18 protein-coding genes are annotated in these 21237 nt (G+C 66.5%); 14 read left to right on the top strand and 4 right to left on the bottom strand.

Going from position 1 to position 21237, the window contains the following annotated elements; all coding sequences use genetic code 11:
* Positions 1 to 2 precede the first annotated feature (2 nt).
* Positions 3 to 1487 carry an aldehyde dehydrogenase family protein gene (locus tag ACZ5EF_RS12115; RefSeq protein ID WP_346062073.1) on the bottom strand — a complete coding sequence of 495 codons (1485 nt, stop codon included), beginning with the start codon at positions 1485 to 1487 and terminating at the stop codon, positions 3 to 5.
* A 224-nt stretch (positions 1488 to 1711) separates the two neighbouring features.
* Here ACZ5EF_RS12115 and ACZ5EF_RS12110 point away from each other — a divergent pair, with 224 nt between their 5' ends.
* Positions 1712 to 3682, top strand: a complete 1971-nt coding sequence (locus ACZ5EF_RS12110; protein ID WP_346062074.1) for a sigma-54-dependent Fis family transcriptional regulator — start codon at positions 1712 to 1714, stop codon at positions 3680 to 3682.
* Here the strand turns inward: ACZ5EF_RS12110 and ACZ5EF_RS12105 are convergent.
* The 3 genes from ACZ5EF_RS12105 to ACZ5EF_RS12095 all read right to left on the bottom strand — a co-directional run bounded on the left by ACZ5EF_RS12105 (position 3645) and on the right by ACZ5EF_RS12095 (position 6106).
* Positions 3645 to 4676: a TAXI family TRAP transporter solute-binding subunit gene (locus tag ACZ5EF_RS12105; RefSeq protein WP_346062075.1), complete on the bottom strand. Its 1032-nt coding sequence runs from the start codon at positions 4674 to 4676 to the stop codon at positions 3645 to 3647. The two genes, ACZ5EF_RS12110 and ACZ5EF_RS12105, sit on opposite strands and share 38 nt — an antisense overlap.
* 55 nt (positions 4677 to 4731) lie before the next feature.
* Positions 4732 to 5196 carry a flavodoxin family protein gene (locus tag ACZ5EF_RS12100; RefSeq protein ID WP_346062076.1) on the bottom strand — a complete coding sequence of 155 codons (465 nt, stop codon included), beginning with the start codon at positions 5194 to 5196 and terminating at the stop codon, positions 4732 to 4734.
* Positions 5197 to 5365: 169 nt separating this feature from the next.
* Positions 5366 to 6106, bottom strand: a complete 741-nt coding sequence (locus tag ACZ5EF_RS12095) for a dienelactone hydrolase family protein (protein ID WP_346062077.1) — start codon at positions 6104 to 6106, stop codon at positions 5366 to 5368.
* Positions 6107 to 6491: 385 nt separating this feature from the next.
* On the opposite strand from ACZ5EF_RS12095, the gene ACZ5EF_RS12090 reads away from it, so the two are divergent.
* From ACZ5EF_RS12090 to ACZ5EF_RS12030, 13 genes are all read left to right on the top strand, one after another.
* Complete coding sequence (locus tag ACZ5EF_RS12090) at positions 6492 to 7256, top strand: FadR/GntR family transcriptional regulator (RefSeq protein WP_464122081.1); 765 nt, start codon at positions 6492 to 6494, stop codon at positions 7254 to 7256.
* Positions 7257 to 7260: 4 nt separating this feature from the next.
* A complete protein-coding gene (locus ACZ5EF_RS12085) occupies positions 7261 to 8004 on the top strand; it encodes a cache domain-containing protein (protein ID WP_346062079.1) in 744 nt (247 codons plus the stop codon).
* Between the two features lie 369 nt (positions 8005 to 8373).
* Entirely contained in the window at positions 8374 to 9582 is a 1209-nt protein-coding gene (locus tag ACZ5EF_RS12080; RefSeq protein WP_346062080.1) for an MFS transporter, read from the top strand.
* Positions 9583 to 9802: 220 nt separating this feature from the next.
* Complete coding sequence (locus ACZ5EF_RS12075) at positions 9803 to 11023, top strand: cytochrome P450 (protein ID WP_346062081.1); 1221 nt, start codon at positions 9803 to 9805, stop codon at positions 11021 to 11023.
* Positions 11020 to 12309 carry an FAD-dependent oxidoreductase gene (locus tag ACZ5EF_RS12070; RefSeq protein WP_346062082.1) on the top strand — a complete coding sequence of 430 codons (1290 nt, stop codon included), beginning with the start codon at positions 11020 to 11022 and terminating at the stop codon, positions 12307 to 12309. Before ACZ5EF_RS12075 ends, ACZ5EF_RS12070 begins: the two co-directional genes overlap by 4 nt.
* Position 12310: 1 nt before the next feature.
* On the top strand, positions 12311 to 12796 hold the full coding sequence (locus ACZ5EF_RS12065; protein ID WP_346062083.1) for a flavodoxin domain-containing protein: 486 nt from the start codon (positions 12311 to 12313) through the stop codon (positions 12794 to 12796).
* Complete coding sequence (locus tag ACZ5EF_RS12060) at positions 12793 to 13557, top strand: type 1 glutamine amidotransferase (protein ID WP_346062084.1); 765 nt, start codon at positions 12793 to 12795, stop codon at positions 13555 to 13557. The genes ACZ5EF_RS12065 and ACZ5EF_RS12060 overlap by 4 nt, the downstream gene beginning before the upstream one ends.
* 107 nt (positions 13558 to 13664) lie before the next feature.
* Positions 13665 to 15107 carry a glutamine synthetase family protein gene (locus ACZ5EF_RS12055; RefSeq protein ID WP_346062085.1) on the top strand — a complete coding sequence of 481 codons (1443 nt, stop codon included), beginning with the start codon at positions 13665 to 13667 and terminating at the stop codon, positions 15105 to 15107.
* Positions 15104 to 15811, top strand: a complete 708-nt coding sequence (locus ACZ5EF_RS12050; RefSeq protein WP_346062086.1) for a substrate-binding periplasmic protein — start codon at positions 15104 to 15106, stop codon at positions 15809 to 15811. The genes ACZ5EF_RS12055 and ACZ5EF_RS12050 overlap by 4 nt, the downstream gene beginning before the upstream one ends.
* 61 nt (positions 15812 to 15872) lie before the next feature.
* Positions 15873 to 16577, top strand: a complete 705-nt coding sequence (locus ACZ5EF_RS12045; protein ID WP_346062087.1) for a type 1 glutamine amidotransferase — start codon at positions 15873 to 15875, stop codon at positions 16575 to 16577.
* A 276-nt stretch (positions 16578 to 16853) separates the two neighbouring features.
* Positions 16854 to 18209, top strand: a complete 1356-nt coding sequence (locus ACZ5EF_RS12040; RefSeq protein ID WP_346062088.1) for an NAD-dependent succinate-semialdehyde dehydrogenase — start codon at positions 16854 to 16856, stop codon at positions 18207 to 18209.
* A 591-nt stretch (positions 18210 to 18800) separates the two neighbouring features.
* The gene (locus ACZ5EF_RS12035) at positions 18801 to 19874 is read left to right on the top strand and encodes a peroxidase, FMP-type (protein ID WP_379729364.1); all 1074 of its coding nucleotides are present in this window, start codon (positions 18801 to 18803) and stop codon (positions 19872 to 19874) included.
* A 117-nt stretch (positions 19875 to 19991) separates the two neighbouring features.
* A complete protein-coding gene (locus tag ACZ5EF_RS12030) occupies positions 19992 to 21230 on the top strand; it encodes a ferritin-like domain-containing protein (protein ID WP_346062090.1) in 1239 nt (412 codons plus the stop codon).
* Positions 21231 to 21237: the final 7 nt, after the last annotated feature.

Here is a 21237-nt window from a genome sequence, read left to right as displayed (position 1 = left end):
CATCAAACGATCATTACGACCGACTTCTGCTCCGTGTAATGCTCGATCAGGGAGTCGCTGAGCTCGCGGCCGATCCCCGACTGCTTGAAGCCGCCGAAGGGCATGCAGGCGTCCAGCAGGTTATGGCCGTTGACCCAGACGCTGCCGGCCTCGATCTCCGGCACCAGGCGATTGACCGCGGCGAGGTCGTTGGACCAGATGCTGGCGGCCAGGCCGTAGGGGGAGTCGTTGGCCAGCGTCACCAGCTCGTCGAGCTCGCGGAAGGTCTGCACCACCACCACCGGGCCGAAGATCTCCTCCTGCACGCAGCGACTCGCCTGGGCCAGGCCGGTGATCACCGTGGGCTCGACGAAGTAGCCGCTGTCGCTGCCCTTGCCGCCGCCGGTGACGATGGTGCCGCCGTCGCTGCGGGCCTGGTCGATGTACTCCAGGACCCGGCGCTGCTGCTTGGCGGAGACCAGTGGCCCCAGGGTGGTGGTGGGTTCCCAGCCCGGCGCCAGGGTCAGGCCCTGGGCCTGTTCGGCGAGCCTGGCGACGAAGGCGTCATGGATCGACTCGTGGACATAGATCCGCGAGCCGGCGGTGCACACCTGGCCCTGGTTGAAGAAGATCGCCTGGGCGGCGCCGGCGGCGGCGGCCTCGATATCGGCGTCGGCCAGCACCAACACCGGCGACTTGCCGCCCAGCTCCAGGGTGGTGCGGGTCATGTTCTCCATGGCGGCGTGGCCGATCAGCTTGCCCACCGGGGTGGAGCCGGTGAAGGCCACCTTGTTGATGCCCGGATGGCCGGCCAGCGCCGCCCCGGCGGTGTGCCCCAGGCCGGTGACCACATTGAGGGTGCCGGCGGGCAGGCCCACCTGCTCGGCCAGCTCCGCCAGCAGCAGGGCGGTGAGCGGGGTGTCTTCGGCGGGCTTGAGCACGATGCTGCAGCCGGCGGCCAGCGCGGGGGCCACCTTCCACACCGCCATCAGCAGCGGGAAGTTCCAGGGGATGATGGCCCCCACCACGCCGATGGGCTCGCGGCGGGTATAGGCGACGATCTGCTTGTCGTCGGGCACGAAGGGCATGGAGGGGGTCATGCTGCGCCCTTCGATCTTGGTGGCCCAGCCGGCGGTATAGCGGATGAAGTCAATGGCCAGGGCCACGTCCATATGCCGCGAGAAGGTCACCGGCTTGCCGTTGTCCAGGGTCTCGAGCAGGGCGAAGTCGTCGGCGCGGGCCTCCAGGGCATCGGCGAGATCCAGCAGCAGCTTTTCGCGCTGGGATGGGCGCGACCTGCGCCAGGTGCGGAAGGCCTCCCGGGCGGCGTTTACCGCGGCGTCGATATCGGTGGCGTCCCCCGCCGGGACCCGGCTGATCACCTCGGCGGTGGCGGGGTTGTAGACGTCCAGGGTCTGGCCGCCGGCGGCGGGGCGCCACTGGCCGCCGATAAAGAGGGCGTGACTCTTGTCCAGCCAGGACTGAATGGCGGCGGAGGGCTGCGTCATGGTTGTGCTCCTGTGGGGCTGATTTATGATTGTTGGCAGACCGTTCGAGGCGCCAAGGGTGCCTAGCACTCGAATAGCAAGTCCCATGCCAGCTTTGGGATGAAAAATAATCACAATGAAAACAGTGGGTTGAGGGTTCGCCTCCGAGGCGGCTCCCGGGTGTCGCGTCGCCGGACAGGACGGCTGTCGCATCCTGGGACACCGCGACCCACCGGGAGAGACCTATGCCGATCAAGGCCGCCCTGCGGACCTCCGATGTGATGCGCCAGGCCCATGCTCGGCTGCGCCGCGGCCAGTTGCCGGTGGACCTGCTCGACGCCACCATCGGCCGCTCCTGGCAACGCTGCCTGGAGCACGGCCTGCGCCCCGGTAGGCTGCCAGAACTGCCCCGGCTCAGCGGCGGCGAGCTGCGCGACCGGCGCGATGCGCATCGCCGCCTGATCGAGCTGGCCGACCCCCTGGTCAGGCGGGTCGCCGATGACCTGCGCGGCTGCCAGCTGTTGCTGGCGGGGCCCGATGCCACCGTGCTCAAGAGCTACGGCAAGCGCTTCGTGATCAACGACCACTTCTGCATCGCCCCGGGCATCAACCTCGACGAGCGCTGGTTCGGCACCAATGCCCCGGCCCTGGCGGTGATCGAGCGCGCCCCGGTGCTGGTCAAGTCCAGCGAGCATCTGCTGTTTCCCGACAACCCGGTCTCCTGCGTGGCCGCGCCGCTGTTCGATGTGGGCGGCGACTGCCTGGGGCTGATCGACCTCACCTTCGCCGCCGATCATCCGCGCCCGGAGATCTTCCTGCGTCGGGTGCAGCAGCTCACCGGGGCCCTGGAGCAGCAGCTATTTCGCGATCATTACCAGCAGCGCTGGGTGCTCCAGGTGCATGCCTCCCTGGCCGAGCTGGACGGCGTGGCCTGCGGCCTGGTGGCGATCAACGACGCCGGCCTGATCCTGGCGGTGGACCCCCAGGCCGCCCAGTGGCTGGGGCGCGAGGCCGCGACCCTGATCGGCCAGGCGATCGAGGTGCTGCTGGGAAGCGCCTGGGGCGAGATGCGTCGCCAGTGCGAGGGACGCTCGGCGCTGCTGGGGCTGGACCTGGCCGGTGGCCAGCTGGTGGGGCGTCTCAATCCTCCGGAGGCCTGGCAGCCGGCGACCCTGGATGGCGAAGTGGGTGATAGCGCCCCGGTGGTGGTGCCGGTCACCTCACTCAAGCCATCACCGGCCCGGGGCCGGGCCCTGGATGACCTGGTGGCCGGCTGGCCGGAGGCCCTGGCCCGGGAGGCGCGGCGGGCGTCGCGGGCCCTGGCGGCGGGCTTACCCGTGCTGCTGCAGGGCGAGACCGGCACCGGTAAGGAGCAACTGGCCCGGGCGCTGCATGCCGGCCTCGGCGGCGTGCATGGCAAGAGTGGCCCCTTCGTGGCGCTCAACTGTGCGGCCCTGCCCGAGAGCCTGATCGAGGCGGAACTGTTCGGCTATGGCGAGGGCGCCTTCACCGGCGCCCGCAAGGGCGGCTACGGCGGGCGCCTGGTACAGGCCAATGGCGGCACCCTGCTGCTCGACGAGATCGGCGACATGCCCTTGGCCCTGCAGGCGCGGCTGCTGCGGGTGCTCCAGGAGCGGGTGGTCACGCCGCTGGGCGATCACCGCGAGGTGCCCATCGACTGCCGGGTGATCGCCGCCAGTCACCGGGACCTGGAGGCGCGGGTCGCGGCGGGCGACTTCCGCGAGGACCTCTTCTACCGGCTGGCCGGGGTGGTGGTGGAGCTGCCGGCGCTGAGCGAGCAGCACCAACTGGCGGAGACGATTCGCCGGCGCTGGGCGGCGCTGTGCCGCCGTCATCATCGCGAGCTGGTCCTCGACGAGGCGCTTTGCGAGCGCCTGGCCGCCTACGACTGGCCGGGCAACTGGCGGGAGCTGGAACACTGCCTGGAGGTGGCCCTGGTGGGCGCCGAGCCGGAGCTGGCCACCCTGACCCTGGAGGCGCTCTCGCCGCGCTGGCAGCGCAAGCTGGCGGGCGGCTTGTCGCTCGGCCGGCCAAACCTGGCCGCACAGGCGGCAGAGAGTGATACCCAGGCCCTGCGGGATCTCGAGCAGGCGCATATGCGGCGTACCCTCGAGGCCCACGACGGCAACGTCACCGCCGCCGCCCGGGCCCTGGGGGTCAGTCGCTCGACCCTCTATCGGCGCCTGGGGCACTGAACGCCTCGGTTTCCGGGGCGGGGGCCGCGTCCTCGATCCAGCCCCGCTCCCGGTAATAGCGGAGCGCCCCCTCGTGGAGGGGGGCACTGAGCCCCTCGCGAATCATCGTCTCCGGGCTCAGGTCGGCATAGGCGGGGTGAAAGGCCTTGAAGGTATCGAGGTTGTCGAACAGGGTCGCCACCAGGCGGTAGATCAACGCCTCGTCCACCGCCGCCGAGGTGACCAGGGTGGCGCGTACCCCGAAGGTGTTCACCGCCGGCTGGTCGTCGCCATAGAGGCCGGCGGGAATGGTGGCCCGGGTCAGGTAGGGGGTGCCGGCCACCAGGCGGTCGACCGGTTCGCCGCCGACCTCCACCAGGATGGCGTCGCAGAGCCGCACCGCCTGGGCGATGGAGGGGTTGGGATGCCCCACCGTATAGACCATGGCCTGGATAGTGCCGTGGCAGAGTTCCAGGGACTGCTGGTCGGCGGGCAGTTCGTTGGCGGGGCGGAAATCCCTCAGACTCCAACCCCAGGCCTCGAGCAGGGTCATCATGGTGCCGCGCTGACCCGAACCGGGATTGCCCACGTTGACCGAGCGACTGCGCAGGTCGGCGAAGCCGGTAATGCCGCTGTCGCGGCGGACCACCAGGGTAAAGGGCTCGCCATGCAGCGCGGCGATGGCACGCAGGTTGGGGTCGGGGCCCACCGTCGCGAAGCCCGCGCTGCCGGTTACCGCATAGTGCTGCAGGTCCGACTGGGCCAGGGCCACCGGTACCTCGCCGTCGCGCAGGGCGGTCAGGTTGGCGGCGGAGCCGCCGCTGGTGCGGGCCTCGCAGGGAATATCCACCAGGCTGCACAGGGCGCGCCCGGTGATATGGTAGACCCCGGCCGGGCTCGCCGTGGCGATCACCAGCTCATCGGCGAGGGCGGGGCCGCTGGCCAGCAGGGCCATAAGGGACAAGGCCGCGCCCAGCTTGCTCAGGGCGTGCGATACCATCCATTGGCGAGGCATAAGGCATCTCCTTCAGGGGGGGCGCTGATGCTTAGCCAAAGCATAGTCTTGCCCTTCAGAGGATGCCGCTCTCCAGCCCGGCGGCCAGATAGAGGCCCAGCTCCTCGACCCGCTCGACGAAGGCCTCCTGCCAGTCGCCGCGCAGGATCAGCGGTTCCTGCACCCAGCGCCAGCGCAGCCCGGTGACGATGCCCTCCACCGCCCGTCGGGTGCCGGTGCCGTCATGACCGGCGCGCACATAGAGGGCACAGGGCAGCCCCTGCTTCTTCTCCAGTACCGGGTAGTAGCTGCGATCGAAGAAGTCCTTCAGGGCCCCGCTCATATAGCCCAGGTTCTCGGTGGTGCCGAGCAGGATGGCATCGCAGGCGCGGATATCTTCGGGGCCCGCCTCCAGGGGCGCCTTGACCACCACCTCCACGTTCTCCACGTCCGGATGGCGCGCGCCGCGTTCGGCGGCCTCGCGCAGCCTCAGGGTATTGGGGGAGGGCGCATGGGCGACGATCAGCAGGCGCTTGGGCATGGGGGCTCCTGATTCTCCGGTGGTATAGGCGTCAGGCTCGCCCAGTCGCGAGCGGCTGTCCATCGCCTGGTAAGCCACCTTCCCTCGACAAGGGCAGTCATTCCCTTGTGGGGGCTTGGCCCTGCCGAACGATTGGCAGCGCCAGGTGCCTTGCCTCCGGCAGCCCCCGTTACAGCGTCTCTTCCAGAAGCATGGCGAGGCGCTTGTGATGCAGGGCGTCGGCGGGCGCGTCGTAGGCGGGGGCGTCCTTGGCCGTGAAGCCGTGAGCCGCCCCCTTGTAGAGCTCCGTGGTGAAGTGCACGCCGGCCTTGGCCAGCGCCTCGTCCAGGCGGGCGATCTGCTCGGCGGGCAGCAGCTCATCCTGGTCGGCGTGGCCGAGATAGACGCGCCCCGCGATGCTGCCGACCACCTGGACGGGGCTGTGCGGGTCGTCGGCGCCCGCCAGCCGGGCTGAGTGAAAGCCGGCCGCGGCGGCCACCCGGTCGGGGTGTTCGGCCGCCATGCGCAGCGCGAAGGCGCCGGTCATGCAGTAGCCGACCACGCCCAGTTTGCCAGCCGCGAATTCGGCCGCGCCATCGATGCCGTCGAGGAGGGCGAGGAAATCGCGGGATTGCGCCTCGGGCGTCAGGTGGCCGGCATACTCGAGCAGCGTCGGACGCACCTCCGGATCGCGGAAGGACTTGCCCTCCGGTACGATGGGGCCGCGCGCATCGCGGTAGTAGACGTTGGGCATCAACACGGCGTAGCCGTTGTCGGCTATCTGCTGGGCCTTCTCGTGATAGCAGGGGCGCAGGCCGCCGATATCGGTGAACAGCACCACGGCCGGCAGTGGGCCTGCGGCGCCCGCGGGCGTGAAGATATGGGCGTCGATGGTGCCGTCGGCGGCAGGGATGTCGATAGCGCGAGACATGAGCGGGCTCCGGGGCTGTCGATGAGGATGGATGTCGCCGGGGACGAAGGTCACCCGAGGAGCATCTAACCAGAGACAGGCCCGGTTGACGAGGTCGTTACCGAGGGGCACCGGAGCCCACCGAGCGATAAAGTCGCGGGGCAATGAGGGACGCCCGTGGCATCGTGTGTGGATGGGGTACGTCGAGGGCCAGGCGACAAGGCGTACCGCTACGGCCAGTCCTGCCAGCACTATCTTCGCAATCGCTGGCAAGGGATACTGTGATTCAGCGGTGGTAGAGTGACGTCGTGCCAGCGATCGATGGCACCATGCTGATGGGAGAGGGCGGGGCGCGGGTGTCGTCCCGAATCGATAGGGATAGAGAATCTTTGGGCGCTTGACGTAAATGATGATGAAGAGTCCCGCCAACAATGGCTCCTTTATTCGGTTACGCCAGGAAGGCCGTACCGAACAGGTCATTCGCCGCATGATGGAGGCGATCGATCTGGGGCTCTACGTGGAAGGGCAGCAGCTGCCCAGTGAAACCGAGCTCGCCATGCAGTTCGGGGTGGCCACGGTGACCCTGCGCGAGGCCCTGGGCTACCTGCGCCAGGTCGGGGTGATCGAGACTCGCCGGGGACGTAATGGCGGCAGCTTCGTGTGTGCCACCGAGGAACTCTCCGCCGAGCTGATGCTGGAGCGTCTCGACGAGTGGAGCCTGATCGAGCTGCGCGACATGGGCGATGAGCATCGGGCCATTTCCGGCATGGCCGCCCGCCTCGCCGCCGAACGTGCCACTCCCGATAGCTACCGCCATATGGCCTTCCATATCGAGGCCCTGGGCGAGGCCGGCAATCGCCGCGAGCGGCGTCGCGCCGATGCCCGCTTTCATATGGAAATCGCCGCCCACTCCCAGTCCGTGCGCCTGACCCATGCCGAGATCCGCCTGCAGTCGCAGTTGGGCGAGCTGCTCTGGCTGCCTGGCAAGGAGCCCCCCGAGGTGGTGACCATCCAGCGGGAACACCAGGGCATCCTGGATGCCATCCAGCAGGGCGAGGCGGCGCTGGCCGGGCGCCTCGCCGAGGCGCATATCCAGGCAGGGATTCGCCACCTGATCACCATGAAGATGGCGCTGATGGAGACGCGGTCGGGGGGCGATGATGAGCACTGAGCCGATGGCAGAACGCCGCCGGGCGTGCCTGCGGGGCATCGAGGCCGCCCTCGATGGGGTCTTCGACGATATCGAACGTATCGCTTCCGAGCTCGAGCGGCTCTGGGAACGCCAGGCGGCGCTGGGCAAGGTGCCGGCCTCGGGAGACCTCAAGCCGCTGCGTACCCTGGCCGATGACCTGCTGACTCGGGACAATCGCTGGGTGCTGGGCACCGGCGTGGTGCTGGAGCCGGGGGTGCTGGCGGATTGCGACATGTTCTGCGAATGGCGTCACCTGGTGGGGGAGGGCAAGCCGGCCCAGCTCGATCTCAACTTCAACCGCAGCAGCGACAGCTACTACAACTACCGGGATATGCCCTGGTTCACTCAGCCGCGGGAGACCGGGCATCGCGTGGTGGAGGGGCCCTATATCGACCTCTACGGCCAGGACGCCTACATCCTCACCTTCGCCCGACCGCTGCATTGCCGCGGCGATTTCCTGGGCATCGCCGGGGCCGACGTGCATCTGGGGCGCTTCGAGCGCATCCTCGTGCCCGGCCTGCTGCAGCTGGCCCACGACGCCCTGCTGGTCAACGCCCCGGGGCGGGTGATCGCCTCCAATACCCCTCGCTGGCTACCGGGTGAGCGGTTTCGCATGCCGGATGACGGCTCGCGGCCGGGGTACCTGGTGACTCCCCTGGCCGGCCAGCATGCCCATTGGCAGCTGGTGGAGTCTCTCGACCCGGCACCGGCACGGAACGAAGGATAACCTCGCCGGCCCAGGCCACTGCTACCCGTCGGTGTTTCCGGTCTTCTCATTCCGGCCGCCCCAGCTGTTACCTCCAGTAGCAAACCGATGCCGCCTCGGGCCTCGCCCTCCCATCGGGGGAGGGCGGGGCCCGGTTGCTTCATGAGCGTGCGTCGGCCTGTCGACTCGCTCCAAATTGGTGAAAAAACAAGGCGCTAGTCGGTACCGCATCGGGACGTGAGCCCGCCTCTTCCATATAAAATATAAAAACAGATGTTATATGGCATAAGGCTTGCAGCCTATTTCGTGACGGCCTCCCCTCGATGCGAGGGAGGGCGACCCAAGCCGCTGGATCCATCGTTACGCCAATAACAATCACGAGGGTATGACATGAAACTACTGCGCGACTCCCTGCCGGAGAGCTGGTCACTGGTCTTCTCGGCCTTCGCCGCCGCCTACGGCGTCGGCCTGCTGGCGCTGCTGGCCCTGCCGTTTCTGATCAGCGCCATCATCACCGACCTGGGGCTGAACGAGGCCCAGGCCGGCTACCTGATGTCCGCCGAGTTCCTGCTGACCATGCTGGCCTCCTTGATCATCGCGCCCCTGATGGGCCGGGCGCCGCGGCGCACCCTGGCCCTGGTGGGGGCCCTGGTAGCCATCCTGGCCAATCTCGGCTCGGCGATGGCGACCGAGGTGGCCACCCTGGCCATCCTGCGCTGCGTGGCCGGCGCCGGGGCCGGCCTGGCACTGGCCTGTGGCAACGCCTGCGTCTCCAGCGCCCGGGACCCCGACACCATCGCCGGCTACATGAACGTGCTCTTCGTGGCGCTGATGATCGTGGTGATGCTGGTGTTCGCCCGCACCATGGCCAGCAGCGGCCTCTCGGGGCTCTATTTCTCGCTGGCGGCGACCCAGGCGGTGATGCTGCTCTTTATGCTCAAGCTGCCCCAGCGGGCCGCCATTACCCAGGCCATGAAGCAGGCGGCGCTGCCCAACAGCAAGATGCTCTCCGCCGCGGCGGTGTGCATGATGCTGGCCACCTTCCTCTTCTCCATGCGTGACACCATGGGTTGGGCCTTCGTCGAACAGGTGGGCATCCGCGTCGGCTATGACGGCGAGAGCCTGGGCCTGCTGTTCTCCCTGCAGGCCTTCGTCGGCCTGGCGGGACCGCTGCTGGTGGCGCTGATCGGCAGCCGCTTCGGGCTCAGCAAGCCGGTGATCATCGGTATCCTGCTGTGCGGCGGTTCCAGCCTGGGCTATGTGCTGGGTGAGGCCTCCATCGTCATGTACACCACCGGCGTGATGATGATCGCCTTCACTTACTTCTACACCCTGGCCTACCTTACCTCCCTGGCCGCCTCCCTGGATCGCGAGGGGCGCGTGGTGGCCGCCTGCGGCAGCTTCCTGACCCTGGGCATCGCCATCGGCCCCGCCGTCTCCGGCACCCTGATCGCCATCGGCGGCTATGCGCTGACCGGTTGGGCCATCGCCATCACCGTGGGCCTGACCCTGCTGGCGGTCTCGGTGCCCCTGGCCAAGGCCCGCCAGCGCCGCCAGGCGGAGCAGCTGGCCGCCGAGAGCGTCGTTACCGCCTCCTGAGGCGCCACGACTTGCCGTGGGGCCGTGAAGGCCCGCGGCGAGTCGCATGGGGCACCGCACCATCTACGACAAATGATTTACGGGATTCCATCGAAAACCCTTTGAAACATATAAAACCATATCTTATATTTTTTATATGGCATCGCCCCAGGCAGCAGCACGATAACCACAGTCACTCTTGCCCGGATGCCAGGACGATAACCGATAACAAGAGGTGCCTATGTCCACCATGATCGAAGAGCCCACCGACCAGGCTCCCTACCTGGATGTGGCCGACCCTAGCTTCTCGATTCGCTCCAGGGCCGTCGAGCAGGCGCGGGAGAAGAGCTGGTATGCCCGCACCCCCTACGGCATCGCCGTGCTGCGCTATGACGAGGTCAATACGCTGGTCCGTGACCGCCGACTGCGTCAGGGAAGCTACGCCTGGCCGGCCCATAACAACGCCCACGGCAGCTTCTCCGACTGGTGGATGCGCATGCTGCTGAGCAAGGAGGGTGCCGATCATTCCCGGCTGCGCCGCCTGGCCAATCCGGCCTTCGCGCCCAAGCTGGTCAAGAAGATGACCCCGGATTTCCAGCAGATCGCCGACGAGCTGATCGACGGTTTTATCGATGCCGGCGAGTGCGATTTCGTCGCGGAGTTTTCCGAGCCCTATGCCACCCAGGTGATCTGTCTGCTGCTGGGGCTGCCGCGCAGCGAGTGGAAGAACCTGGCGGAATTGGCCTCGGAAATGGGCCTGGCATTGGGGGTCACCTTCAAGCGCGACGAGGCCCGGATCAATGCCGCCACCGACAAGCTCTTCGCCTATGCCAAGGCAGTGGTGGAGAACATCAAGCGGGAGGGGCTGGGGGATGACTTCCTGAGCAGCCTGGTGCGCGCCAACCAGGACGATGACCAGGCGCTGAGCGACCAGGAACTCTACGACATGATCGTGCTGGCGATCTTCGGCGGCATCGATACCACCCGTAACCAGATCGCCCTGGCCCTGGACACCTTTATCCAGCACCCGGCGCAGTGGAAGCTGCTCGGCGAGCAGCCCGAACTGGCCCGGGCCGCGGTGGAGGAGGTGATGCGGGTACGCCCCACCGTCACCTGGGTGACCCGGGAGGCCCTGGAGGACTTCACCTTCCAGGGGCTGGAGATCACGCAGGGCACCACGGTGCACCTGTTCAGCCAGTCGGCGGGCACCGACCCCCGCGCCTTCGACGACCCCGGTTTCGATATCACCGCCAAGCGCTGCCCGCACTTCGGCTTCGGCGCCGGTGCCCACCACTGCATCGGCCATTTCATCGCCCGGGGCGACATGACCGTGGCCCTGGCCAAGCTGGCCCAGCGTCTGCTCGATCCCGAGTATGCCGGCACTCCCGAGTGGCTGCCGGACAGCGGCAACACCGGTCCGGTCAGGCTGCCGATTCGCTTCCGGGCGGGGAGGGCGGCATGACGGCCCCGAGCATCGCCATCGTCGGCGCCGGCCCCTCCGGCTGCTACCTGGCCCAGGCCCTGCGCAAGCAGTGGGCCGAGACGCGGATCGATATCATCGACCGCCTGCCGGTGCCCTTCGGCCTGGTGCGCTACGGGGTGGCCCCGGATCACCCCGGCACCAAGGCGGTGACCCGCCAGTTCGAGCGGCTCTTCGAGCGCGATGGTATCGGCTTCCACGGCAACCTGGCGCTGGGCCGCGACCTCGCCCTGGACGAGCTGCGCGAGGCCTATGACGTGGTGGCCCTGGCCACCGGCCTGGCCGCCGACCGCCGCCTGGGCATCCCCGGCGACGACCTGCCCGGGGTCTACGGCGCCGGCGCCCTGACTCGCCGCCTCAACGATCACCCGGACGAACAGGGGCTGCGTCCCGACCTGGGCCGGCGGGCGGTGATCATCGGCCAGGGTAACGTGGGCATCGACGTGCTGCGCCTGCTGAGCAAGCCGGAGGCCGCCTTCGAGGGCTCCGAGCTCTCGCCGGAGGCGTTGGCCGCCTGCCGAGCCAAGCCGCTGGCACGGCTCGATATCGTCGGCCGCTCTTCCGCCGCCGAGGCCAAGTGCGACGCCGCCATGCTCCGCGAGCTGGGGCGCCTGGCGGGGCTCTCCTTCCATTTCGCCGCGCCGCTGCCGGCACCGGAGAGCACCGAAGACAAGGCCGCCGGTCAGCGTCTGGCCGCCTTCCACGAGCTGGCCGAGCGTCATACCGAGCGCCATACCGAGAGCGACGGCTGCCAGATCCACTTTCACTTCGGCTGGACCCCGGAGGCGGTGCTCGGCGAGGCCCGGGTCGGCGCGGTGCGCTTTCATGGCGGCGAAAGCGGCCAGGAGCCCCTGGAGCTTGCCGCCGACAGCGTGATCACCGCCATCGGCTTCGCCCAGCACGACCCCGACCTGCCCGGCGGTCCCGAAGCGCCCCGGCCCGACGACCAGGGGCGCCTGGCCCCCGGCCTCTACTGCACCGGCTGGCTGCGGCGTGGTCCCCGCGGAACCATTCCCGAGAACCGCCAGGATGCCCGCGCCGTGGCCGCCATCATCGCCGCCGACCTTGGCGCCGAGCGACCCCTGGGGCGGCCCGGTTTCGCGGCCCTGCCCGCGGCGGCGATCGCCCGGGCCACCGACTTCGCCGGCTGGAAACGCATCCAGGCGGTGGAAGCCGCCGAGGCGCCGGCCGGCCGACTCTGCCGGCGCATTCCCGATCTGGCGAGGCTGCTCGAGATCGCCCAAGCGACCCCCGTGGGAGGACCCTGAGATGACGATTCATGTGATTTACGGCACCGAGACCGGCAACGCGGAAATGGTCGCCGACGACCTGGTGGAGGCCCTGGAGCATGACGCCACCGTCACGGCCCGGGACCTGGCCGACTTCGACCCGGCCGAGGTGGCCGAGCGGGACTTCGTGATCCTGGTCAGCTCCACCTATGGCGAGGGGGAGCTGCCCAACTCGGCCCAGCCCTTCTTCGCCAGGCTGGAGGCCCAGGCCCCCGACCTCAGCGGCCTGACTTTCGCCACCTTCGGCCTGGGCGACAGCTTCTACGAGACCTTCAACCACGGCAGTCGGATCCTCGCCGACAAGTTGCGCGAGCTGGGCGCCACCGAGCTAGGCGAGCGCGGCGTGCATGACGCCTCCGGCGGCGAGCTGCCCGGCGAGGTGGCGGTGGAATGGTTGAAGGGCCTGCTCGGCGCCCACGGCGCGCGGGTCATGGCCGGTGAGGCCGCCGCGGAGGCCGCCTCATGAGAGCCCTGCGCCTGTGCATCGTCGAGAACGGCCTGGTGCCGGAACCGCTTGATGAGCGCTTCGCCGGCTACCCGGCGATGATCGAGGCCTGGCTGGGGCCGGCGCTGCCGGAGGCGAGCTTCCAGGCGGTTTCGCCGGTCTCCGGGGAGGCGCTGCCGGACCCCGCTGCCTATGACGGCTACCTGCTGACCGGCTCCAAGCACAGCGTCTACGAGGGCGCCGACTGGATGCGTGCCGAGATCGACTTCCTGCGCCGCGCCCGGGCCCTGGGCCGTCCGATCTTTGGCATCTGCTTCGGTCACCAGCTGATGGCCGATGCCTTCGGCGGCCGCACCGCCAAGGCCGAGGCGGGCTGGGGCCTGGGGGGGCAGGGCTATCTCCCCGACGATGGTGCCGATGCCGATCGAGGCGCCGGCCGGGTGCTGGCCTTCCACCAGGACCAGGTCGTGGAGCTGCCGCCCCAGGCTCGGGTGCTGGCCGGCAGCGACCACTGCCCCCACGGCGTGCTGCGCTACGCCTTCCCGGCGCTGTCGGTGCAGTACCACCCCGAGTTCACCCCGGCCTATGTGGAGGCGCTGCTGGATCGCTACGGCGGCCACCTCTTCGACCAGGCCGAGGCCCAGGCGGCGCGGGAGAGCCTGTCGCAGCCCGATCTGGCCAACGCCGAGGTCGCCGCCTGGGTGGCGCGCTTCTTCCGGGAGGCCTGTCTCAGCGCATCCCCCGCCACCGGGCGGGCCACCCCTAGCCCCATCGACCCCTAGCCCCAATCGACCGAGTACTGCGCGTTTTCCCCTGGCTCCGCCAGGCACAACAACCACAACAGAACCGCCTTCGCCTCCTCAGGGAGCGTTTGGCAAAGGAGAATGACATGACGTCTCTGACAAGCACCGCTCAAGCCACTTCGGCCTTTGACACCGCCCTCCAGGCGGCCCCCACCACGGCCCTCGATCGCCATCGGGAGACCAACAACAGCGCCGCGGTGACGCAGGAACTGAGTTCGCGCATCCGCGACTCCGGGGTCGAGTACCTCTACTACCAGGTGGTCACCCTCACCGGCCGGGTGGTGGCCAAGGTGGTGCCGGCCAAGCACCTGCTGCGCAATCTGGACAAGGGCATCCAGTTCCACCGCACCGCCATCTCCGACCTGCAGTGCAACCGCGCCGGCGAGCTGCTGGGTGGCGGCGCCCAGGCCGCCGAGTTCACCGGCATGCCGGACGCCGACAGCTTCCAGGTGCTGCCCTGGGACCGTTCTATTGGCTCCTTTTTCTGCCGCCTCTACGAGCCGGAACACCGCCCCGAGAACGGCGGCAGCATCCTCGCCACCGACCCCCGCGGCCTGCTGCTGGACACCCACCGTCGCTTTGTCGACGAGACCGGCCTGACCCTCCGGACTGGCCTGGAGCCGGAGATGTCCTGGCTGGGCGAGAAGCTCAACGTCAAGGTGCGCCCCGGGGCCAGCCCCGCCTACCACCTGGGCAACCTGGAGCTGATGCGGCCCATCTTCAAGCGGGTCATGGAGTACGCCGGCGCCATGGGCCTGGACATGATCGAGGGCGACTACGAGGACCCGGGCCAGCTCGAGCTCAACTGGATGTTCGACGACTGCCACCTGACCGCCGACCGCATGATGACCTATCGCCTGATTTGCCGTCAGGTGGCCCAGGAGTTCGGGGTCAAGGCCAGCTTCATGCCCAAGCCCACCACCGGCAGCATGGGCAACGGCTGCCACCACAACTTCAGCCTGTGGCGCGGCGACGAGAACGTCCTCGCCGAGCCGGGCCGCCGCGAGCTGCACCTCACCGAGACCGGCCAGCATGCCCTCGGCGGGATCCTGGCCCATGCCCCCGGTGCCATGATGATCATGGCCTCCACCGTCAATTCCTATAAGCGCTACTGGGACACCGGGCTGTTCGCCCCCAACTGCATCAACTGGGGCATGGACAACAAGACCTGTACCGTGCGCCTCTCCGCCAACGGCCGCCTGGAGTTCAAGGTGCCGGATGCCAGCGTCAACCCCTACCTCTCCCATGTGATGCTGCTGGCCGCCATGCGCGACGGCCTGAAGAACGAGCTGGATCCGGGCGCCCCGGACAACAGCGACAGCATCCCCGGTTCCCCGGCGGAGACCCGCTACCTGCCGCGCACCCTGGGCGACGCCATCGCCGCCTTCGACCAGGACGCCGTCATCCAGGGCGCCATGCCGGCGGAGATGGCCAGCCTCTACCGCGACCTCAAGACGGACGAGTGGGCGCGCTACTGCGCCGCCGTGACCGACTGGGAAAAATCCATGTACGAGGACTACCTGCCGTGAACCAGACCGCGACCGATCTCAAGCTCAATGTCATCTGTGCCGACCTGCCCGCGCCGCCGCTGTTCTGGCGCGACGACCAGGGCCAGCGTCACGGCTACGAGGCCGACGTGGCACGACTGCTGGCCAGCAAGCTGGCGGGGGACACCGCCTTCGTCTACCGCCAGTGGGCCGACTTCTACCCCGCCCTGGAGGCGGGGGAGGGGGACATCCTGCTCTGCGGGCAGGGCATCTCCGAGTACCGCCAGACCCTGGCCGACTTCACCGCCCCCTATGCGGTCTTCGACGAGTCGGTGATGGTGCTGCGCGACTCGCCCATCCGCCGCGCCGAGGACCTGGCGGGGCGCCGGGTCGGGGCCATCGACAAGAGCCTCAACATGGCCCTGGCCGAGACCTTCGAGGGCGCCATCCGGGTGCCCTTCTCGGGGGAGTCCGAGGACGTGATGGGGGACATGGTGGCGGCCCTGCGCCGCGGCGAGATCGACGCCTTCGTCGATGACGACGTGGCCCTGGTGCCCCTGGCCGAGGAGGAGGACCTGGCCATCGCCTTCACCGTGGCCAGCCGCAACGCCTGGGGCATCGCCGTGAAGAAGGGCGAGCCCGAGCGCCTGGCCCGGGTCGAGGCGGCCCTGGCCGAGGTCAAGGCCAGCGGCGAGCTCCGGGCCCTGTGGGAGCGCTGGATGCCGACCCTCGACTACCCTTTCTGAGCCGCCACGGGGAGCGCCGACCCGGCGCTCCCTCCCATGTTCACGACACCCTGGTGACGCCATGAAACCGAGACGCGCCCTCGCGGTGCTGCACTCGCCCAGCGACGTGCCGGGCACCCTGCCCGAGGTTCTTGCCGAGCACGGCATCGCACTACAGACGCACCTAGTGACTGACCCCCTGCCGCCCCCGGAGGCCCTGGAGATGGTGGTGGTGATGGGCAGCCCCGACTCCGCTTACGACCATCGCCTGCCTTGGCTTGCGGCCGAACTGCGCTGGCTGAAAACGGTCATCGACGCCGGCGTGCCGACCCTGGGCATCTGCTTCGGCAGCCAGCTACTGGCCCGGGCCCTGGGCGGTACCGCCCTGGCCGCCGAGCAGGCCGAGATCGGCTGGACGCCGCTGCGTGACCGCCATCCCGACTGGCACCATCCCGGTCCCTGGCTCAACTTCCACTTCGATACCTTCCGCCTGCCCGATCACGTCACCCTGCTGGCCGATACCGCCCTGGCCCCCCAGGCCTTTCGCCACGGTTCGGCCTGGGGGGTGCAGTTCCACCCCGAGATCACGGTGGCGATGTTCGATACCTGGCTCAGTGACTGGCGAAAGAGCGAGGAGGGGCGACGCTTCCTCGCCGAGGCCGGCGACCTGCCGCGGCGCCTGCGCGACGAGATCGCCCGGCGTCAGCCCGATAACACCGCCAACTTTCGTCGCCTGATGGGCGATTTCCTGGCCGCCATCGCGGCGCCGGAAAAGGAGATAAGCTGAGATGACCATCATCGACGACCAATGACCGGCGGGCCCGGGCCGAGGGCCTGGCGATCGCCGGCGAGGCTGATATAGCGGCGCCGATACGTCGGCCCGCTCCGGCGAGACCCTCGACAAGATCAGTCCCGAGGATGGCCGCCTGCTGGCGCGGGTGGCGAGTCAGTCGGCAAGCAAACGGGGTTGCTGTAAGGCGCCCTCAGACCCCATAAGTCGAGGGTTCGCGGCATACGCAAAAGGTTGGCGTTGCCGGGACAATAACTTAAGGAGATAAGTCACATGGGTAAGTATGCGGTCATCAATCCGGCAACCGGTGAGACCATCAAGGAATACCCCACGGCGACCGATGCAGGGATCCAGGACGCCATTGCCGCTGCGCAGAAGGCGTACACGGAGTGGTCGCGCAAGACCACCCTTGCCGAGCGCGCGGCCCTGGCTCAGAAGGCAGCGGATCTCTTTCGTGAGCGTAAGGAAGCGCTCGGCGCCATCATCAACCGCGAGATGGGCAAGCCACTCGCCCAGTCGATCGGTGAGGCCGAGTTCTCCGGCGACATCACGGAGGTGTTCGCCAAGAATGCCGAGGAGTGGCTCGCCGACGAAGTGCTCGATGTCGAGGATGGTCTGCGCACGTTTATCCGCCACCAGGGGCTCGGGGTCATCCTCGGCATCATGCCGTGGAACTACCCGTACTATCAGGTGGCACGCTTCGCCTCACCCAACCTCATTCTCGGCAACACGATCGTGCTGAAGCACGCTGAGTGTTGTCCGGAGTCAGCACTTGCCATCGAGCAGATCTACCGCGACGCGGGTTTTCCCGAGGGCGCGTATGTGAACGTGTTCGCCTCGCACGACCAGATTTCGACGATCATCGCGGATGATCGCATTCAGGGCGTCTCTCTGACCGGTTCAGAGCGCGCTGGCGCGATCGTTGCCGAGCAGGCCGGCAAGTATCTCAAGAAGTGCGTGCTCGAGCTCGGCGGGTCCGATGTATTCCTGGTTCTCGAGACGGATAACATCGACCACGCCGTGAAGCACGCCGTCGCTGGCCGCATGGAGAACACCGGCCAGGCCTGTAACGGTTCGAAGCGAATCGTCGTCATGGACAAGTACTTCGACGAGTTCACCGAGAAGTTCAAGGCGGCCATCTCAGGCCTGTCGTACGAAAACGGCGACTTCGGTCCGCTCTCCTCCGAGGGGGCGACCCGGGGGCTCTCGGCACAGGTGCAGGGGGCACTCGCTCAGGGGGCCAAACTGCTCGTCGGTGACAACGACCCGAAAGGCAACGTTTACACCCCCTCGATCCTCGCCGAAATCACCCCGGCGATGGACGTGTACAGCCAGGAACTCTTCGGCCCGGTCGCGCAGATCTACAAGGTCTCGAGCGACGAAGAGGCGATCGAGCTCGCCAACTCCTCGCCATATGGCCTCGGATCGATCGTCATCTGCGACGATCTCGAACGCGCCGAAAAAGTTGGCAACCAGTTGGATGTCGGCATGGTCTTCATCGGCGCATCGGGCCTGGAGGGGGCAGACATCCCCTTCGGCGGCGTCAAGAAGTCGGGCTACGGCCGCGAACTCGGCAAGGGCGGCATGATGGAGTTCGCGAACAAGAAGCTATTTCGCTTCGCTGGCTAATTACCGCACAGTCTGGAGCGGCAACGACTCTGCCCGACGGCCGCGACAAGTCGCTCCACGCCTTCGACAAGTACACCGAGCTCAAGGCCACCTGGATCAAGCTCTAAGCCGCGTTCTTCATGGGATTGGGCCATGCCTCACACGGGGCATGGCCCCTTTTTGTATGTTCTCGTCGGCCATGCAAGGATCAGAAGCGGCCAAACCTGGCCCGTGACACCGCACAAGGAGGTGGCAAGGCATCCGGCAGGCAGCGCCCTTCGGCACCGGCCTCCTTGCGCAGATGGCGGTCACTATATTGTTCTTCTATAGTGTAGCTATTAGCTATCTGGAAGACTCAGCCACCGATGACAGGACCAGCCAAAAAGATAAAGGAAACGTCACCGCGGCTGGATTGAAGCATCAACACAGGGAAATGTAACTATTTTGAAATCTTGCCCCCCTGCTTGGTGTGGAAACGGAACAGCACAGTTGTCGTCCGTGGCGGCTGTGGTTATTCCACTTGGATCCGGTCAGATTCGAATGAAAGGTGAGCAGCCACGTTCGCCACCTTGCGGATCGACGATCAATGGTAGCGATAGGGAAGTTGAAATCATGCCTGCACAACAACCGAGATATACTCCCGCTGTACTCAAAAAGCCCGCGAATTATGGTGTTCTCGAACAGCTGGCGGGAACCTGGGTCAACTACAACCCAGGAAATAATACTACAGGGTGGGGGTTGCACACCACTTGCCTGCCTTCCCCTGGAACCAACTCTGAAACCATTCCCGGTAAGTTTCATTTCCTCTGCCAGAACTACACGGAAGAGCTTACTTTCACATTGGTGGCCGGCGGAGTGCGTAACCGCGGTGGCGCCAACGAGCAGTTCAGCGGAGCAGTGAAGTACAACCAGAGTATTCAGGATCTCGAGGGTAACGGACTCCATGAAGAGAACGGTATGTATCTCTGGTTAGATACTATTTATAATCATCCCGCCGATGACGACTCCATCATGATCGATATCGGTTATCCCGAACTATCGGCGGGCGCCGGCTCCGACGGCCCGGTTTATGTTCCCCCCTATTCGGTCTCTCGCAGCGGCACGATTCCCCACGGCAGTACTGTACTGTTGCTGGGTAAAGACTCCGAAAATAACGGCAAACCGCAATTTCCCCATGGGGCAGACGCTTGGGACCCCAATCACCTGTCCATCTCTCCGAGCATGGGGCTGGCAGGCACCACCGCCGACACCCCCATCAATCTCGATGAGAAGGCGCCGCCCTGGGTTCACGACCCCAGTCTGGCGGAGAGAGATCCAAGCGGCAATAAAACCTACACTCAGCGCATTCTGGCGCACGACCTCTACCCCTACTCGGTTCGTCCCGATCTCCGCCTGCGCGATGCCATCAAGGATCAGGATATCAAGAGCTTCGTACTGATCGAGATGTGCACACGGGAGACCGGCGGGCCTGAGGGGGGATTGCTGAACACTCCTTTCACAAGGCGATTCGCTCCTGTAACCGAGATGAAGTTTCGCCTGTGGATTGAGACTGTCATCGAGGACGGCAAGGAAGTTCTGCAGTTACAGTACGAGCAGATCCAGTTTTTCGAATTTCAATTTGGCACCGATGGCGGAACGACCCGCTGGCCACACATTCAAATCAATACCCTACGCAAAAAAATGTAACCGCAAGCCTGATCGCACGGGAGCCTGTCGCTGTTAACTACCGTAGGTGGCGGGTTCCCACAATGCGCAACGCAAACAGGCGAACTGGAGCAACGAAACATAAGGAGATGAAAAGCCATGGCGCCATCAGCAACGGAGAGCTATCCTCCAGGCCTGTTCGACAGGCTTACCAGCACCACTTCCCCCGCGATAAAGGATCTCCAGGAGGCGGCGCAGTTAGCGTTACAGGTGGAATTTACGACCATTCCTGTCTACCTCTCGGCACTCTATTCCATTTCAGACACCGAGAGCCACGCCTACCAGACCCTGCGAAGCGTAGCCATGGAGGAGATGTTCCATGTCAACCAGGCGGCCAATATTGTCGTCGCCTTGGGCGCTCTGCCAAAATTCACCGGTGATGCGGTACCCGTTTACCCCGGCTATCTGCCCAAGGCCAACCCAAAAACGACTCCCATGGTCGGCCTGTTTCGCGCCTCCCCCGATGTATTCAGCAATGTCTTTGCCGCTATCGAGAGCCCAGCACAGTATGGTGCGCCTCCTCAAGGTGACAACTACGACAGCATCGCGCAGCTGTACGGTGCCCTGATCACGGCGGTAAATGCCTATCCAGGAAACCCCTTCAGAACCACTGATGTTCCCGGTCGACAAAGAACCAATATTTATCTGGGAAAGTTTGGCGGTAACGTCAACGAAGTGGTGGACAAGGAGAGTTTTCACGCGGCGGTAAACGAAATCGTCGAGCAAGGTGAAGGGACGGTCCCCCCTGAAAAGCCTCTGGTGCCGGTTGAGAGTTTCGGCACTTACAATCACTATGGAAAGCGCACCGACGGCACCTACGGGCCCATCCTCGGCACCCCGTATGAGATGAGCCACTTCCTCAAGTTCCGCGAAGTCGCGCTCGACAGCGGTAATTTTCCACCGACTCTCCCTATCATCTCCAATCCCGATAGCAGCGTTTATACCAACCCGCGGGCCAGACGGTTGGCCGACAGCTTCGATCATCACTACAGCCTGATGTTGCGCGCCTTCGAGGCCGCATTCAAGGCCGGCGCCCCCGACCCCTATTTCAGCGTCGTCCTGTCAATAATGCACCGGGTTTTGCCCCACCTTTCCCGAGCACTGATGTCTACCCCGGCCTTTGCCGGTGGCGACGGTTCCGTTGGCCCCAATGCCGCCCCAGCATGGCTCTACAGGAGCGATATCAAGCGTACCTTCGAGGAACTGACTCAAGAGCTTGAAGGTGAGGTTAACCAGCTGTCGACATCGTCCAGGGAAAGCGCCTTGAACACGCACCTTAAGGCAGCCTTGGCAGGCGATAAAGAGATATTGATGGCTGCCGAAGCGCTGGGCTTGTAAAGGGACA

The sequence above is a fragment of the Bisbaumannia salifodinae genome, from assembly GCF_055388505.1.
The sequence above is the reverse complement of the archived record's forward strand: the minus strand, read 5'-3'. Positions and strand labels throughout refer to the sequence as shown.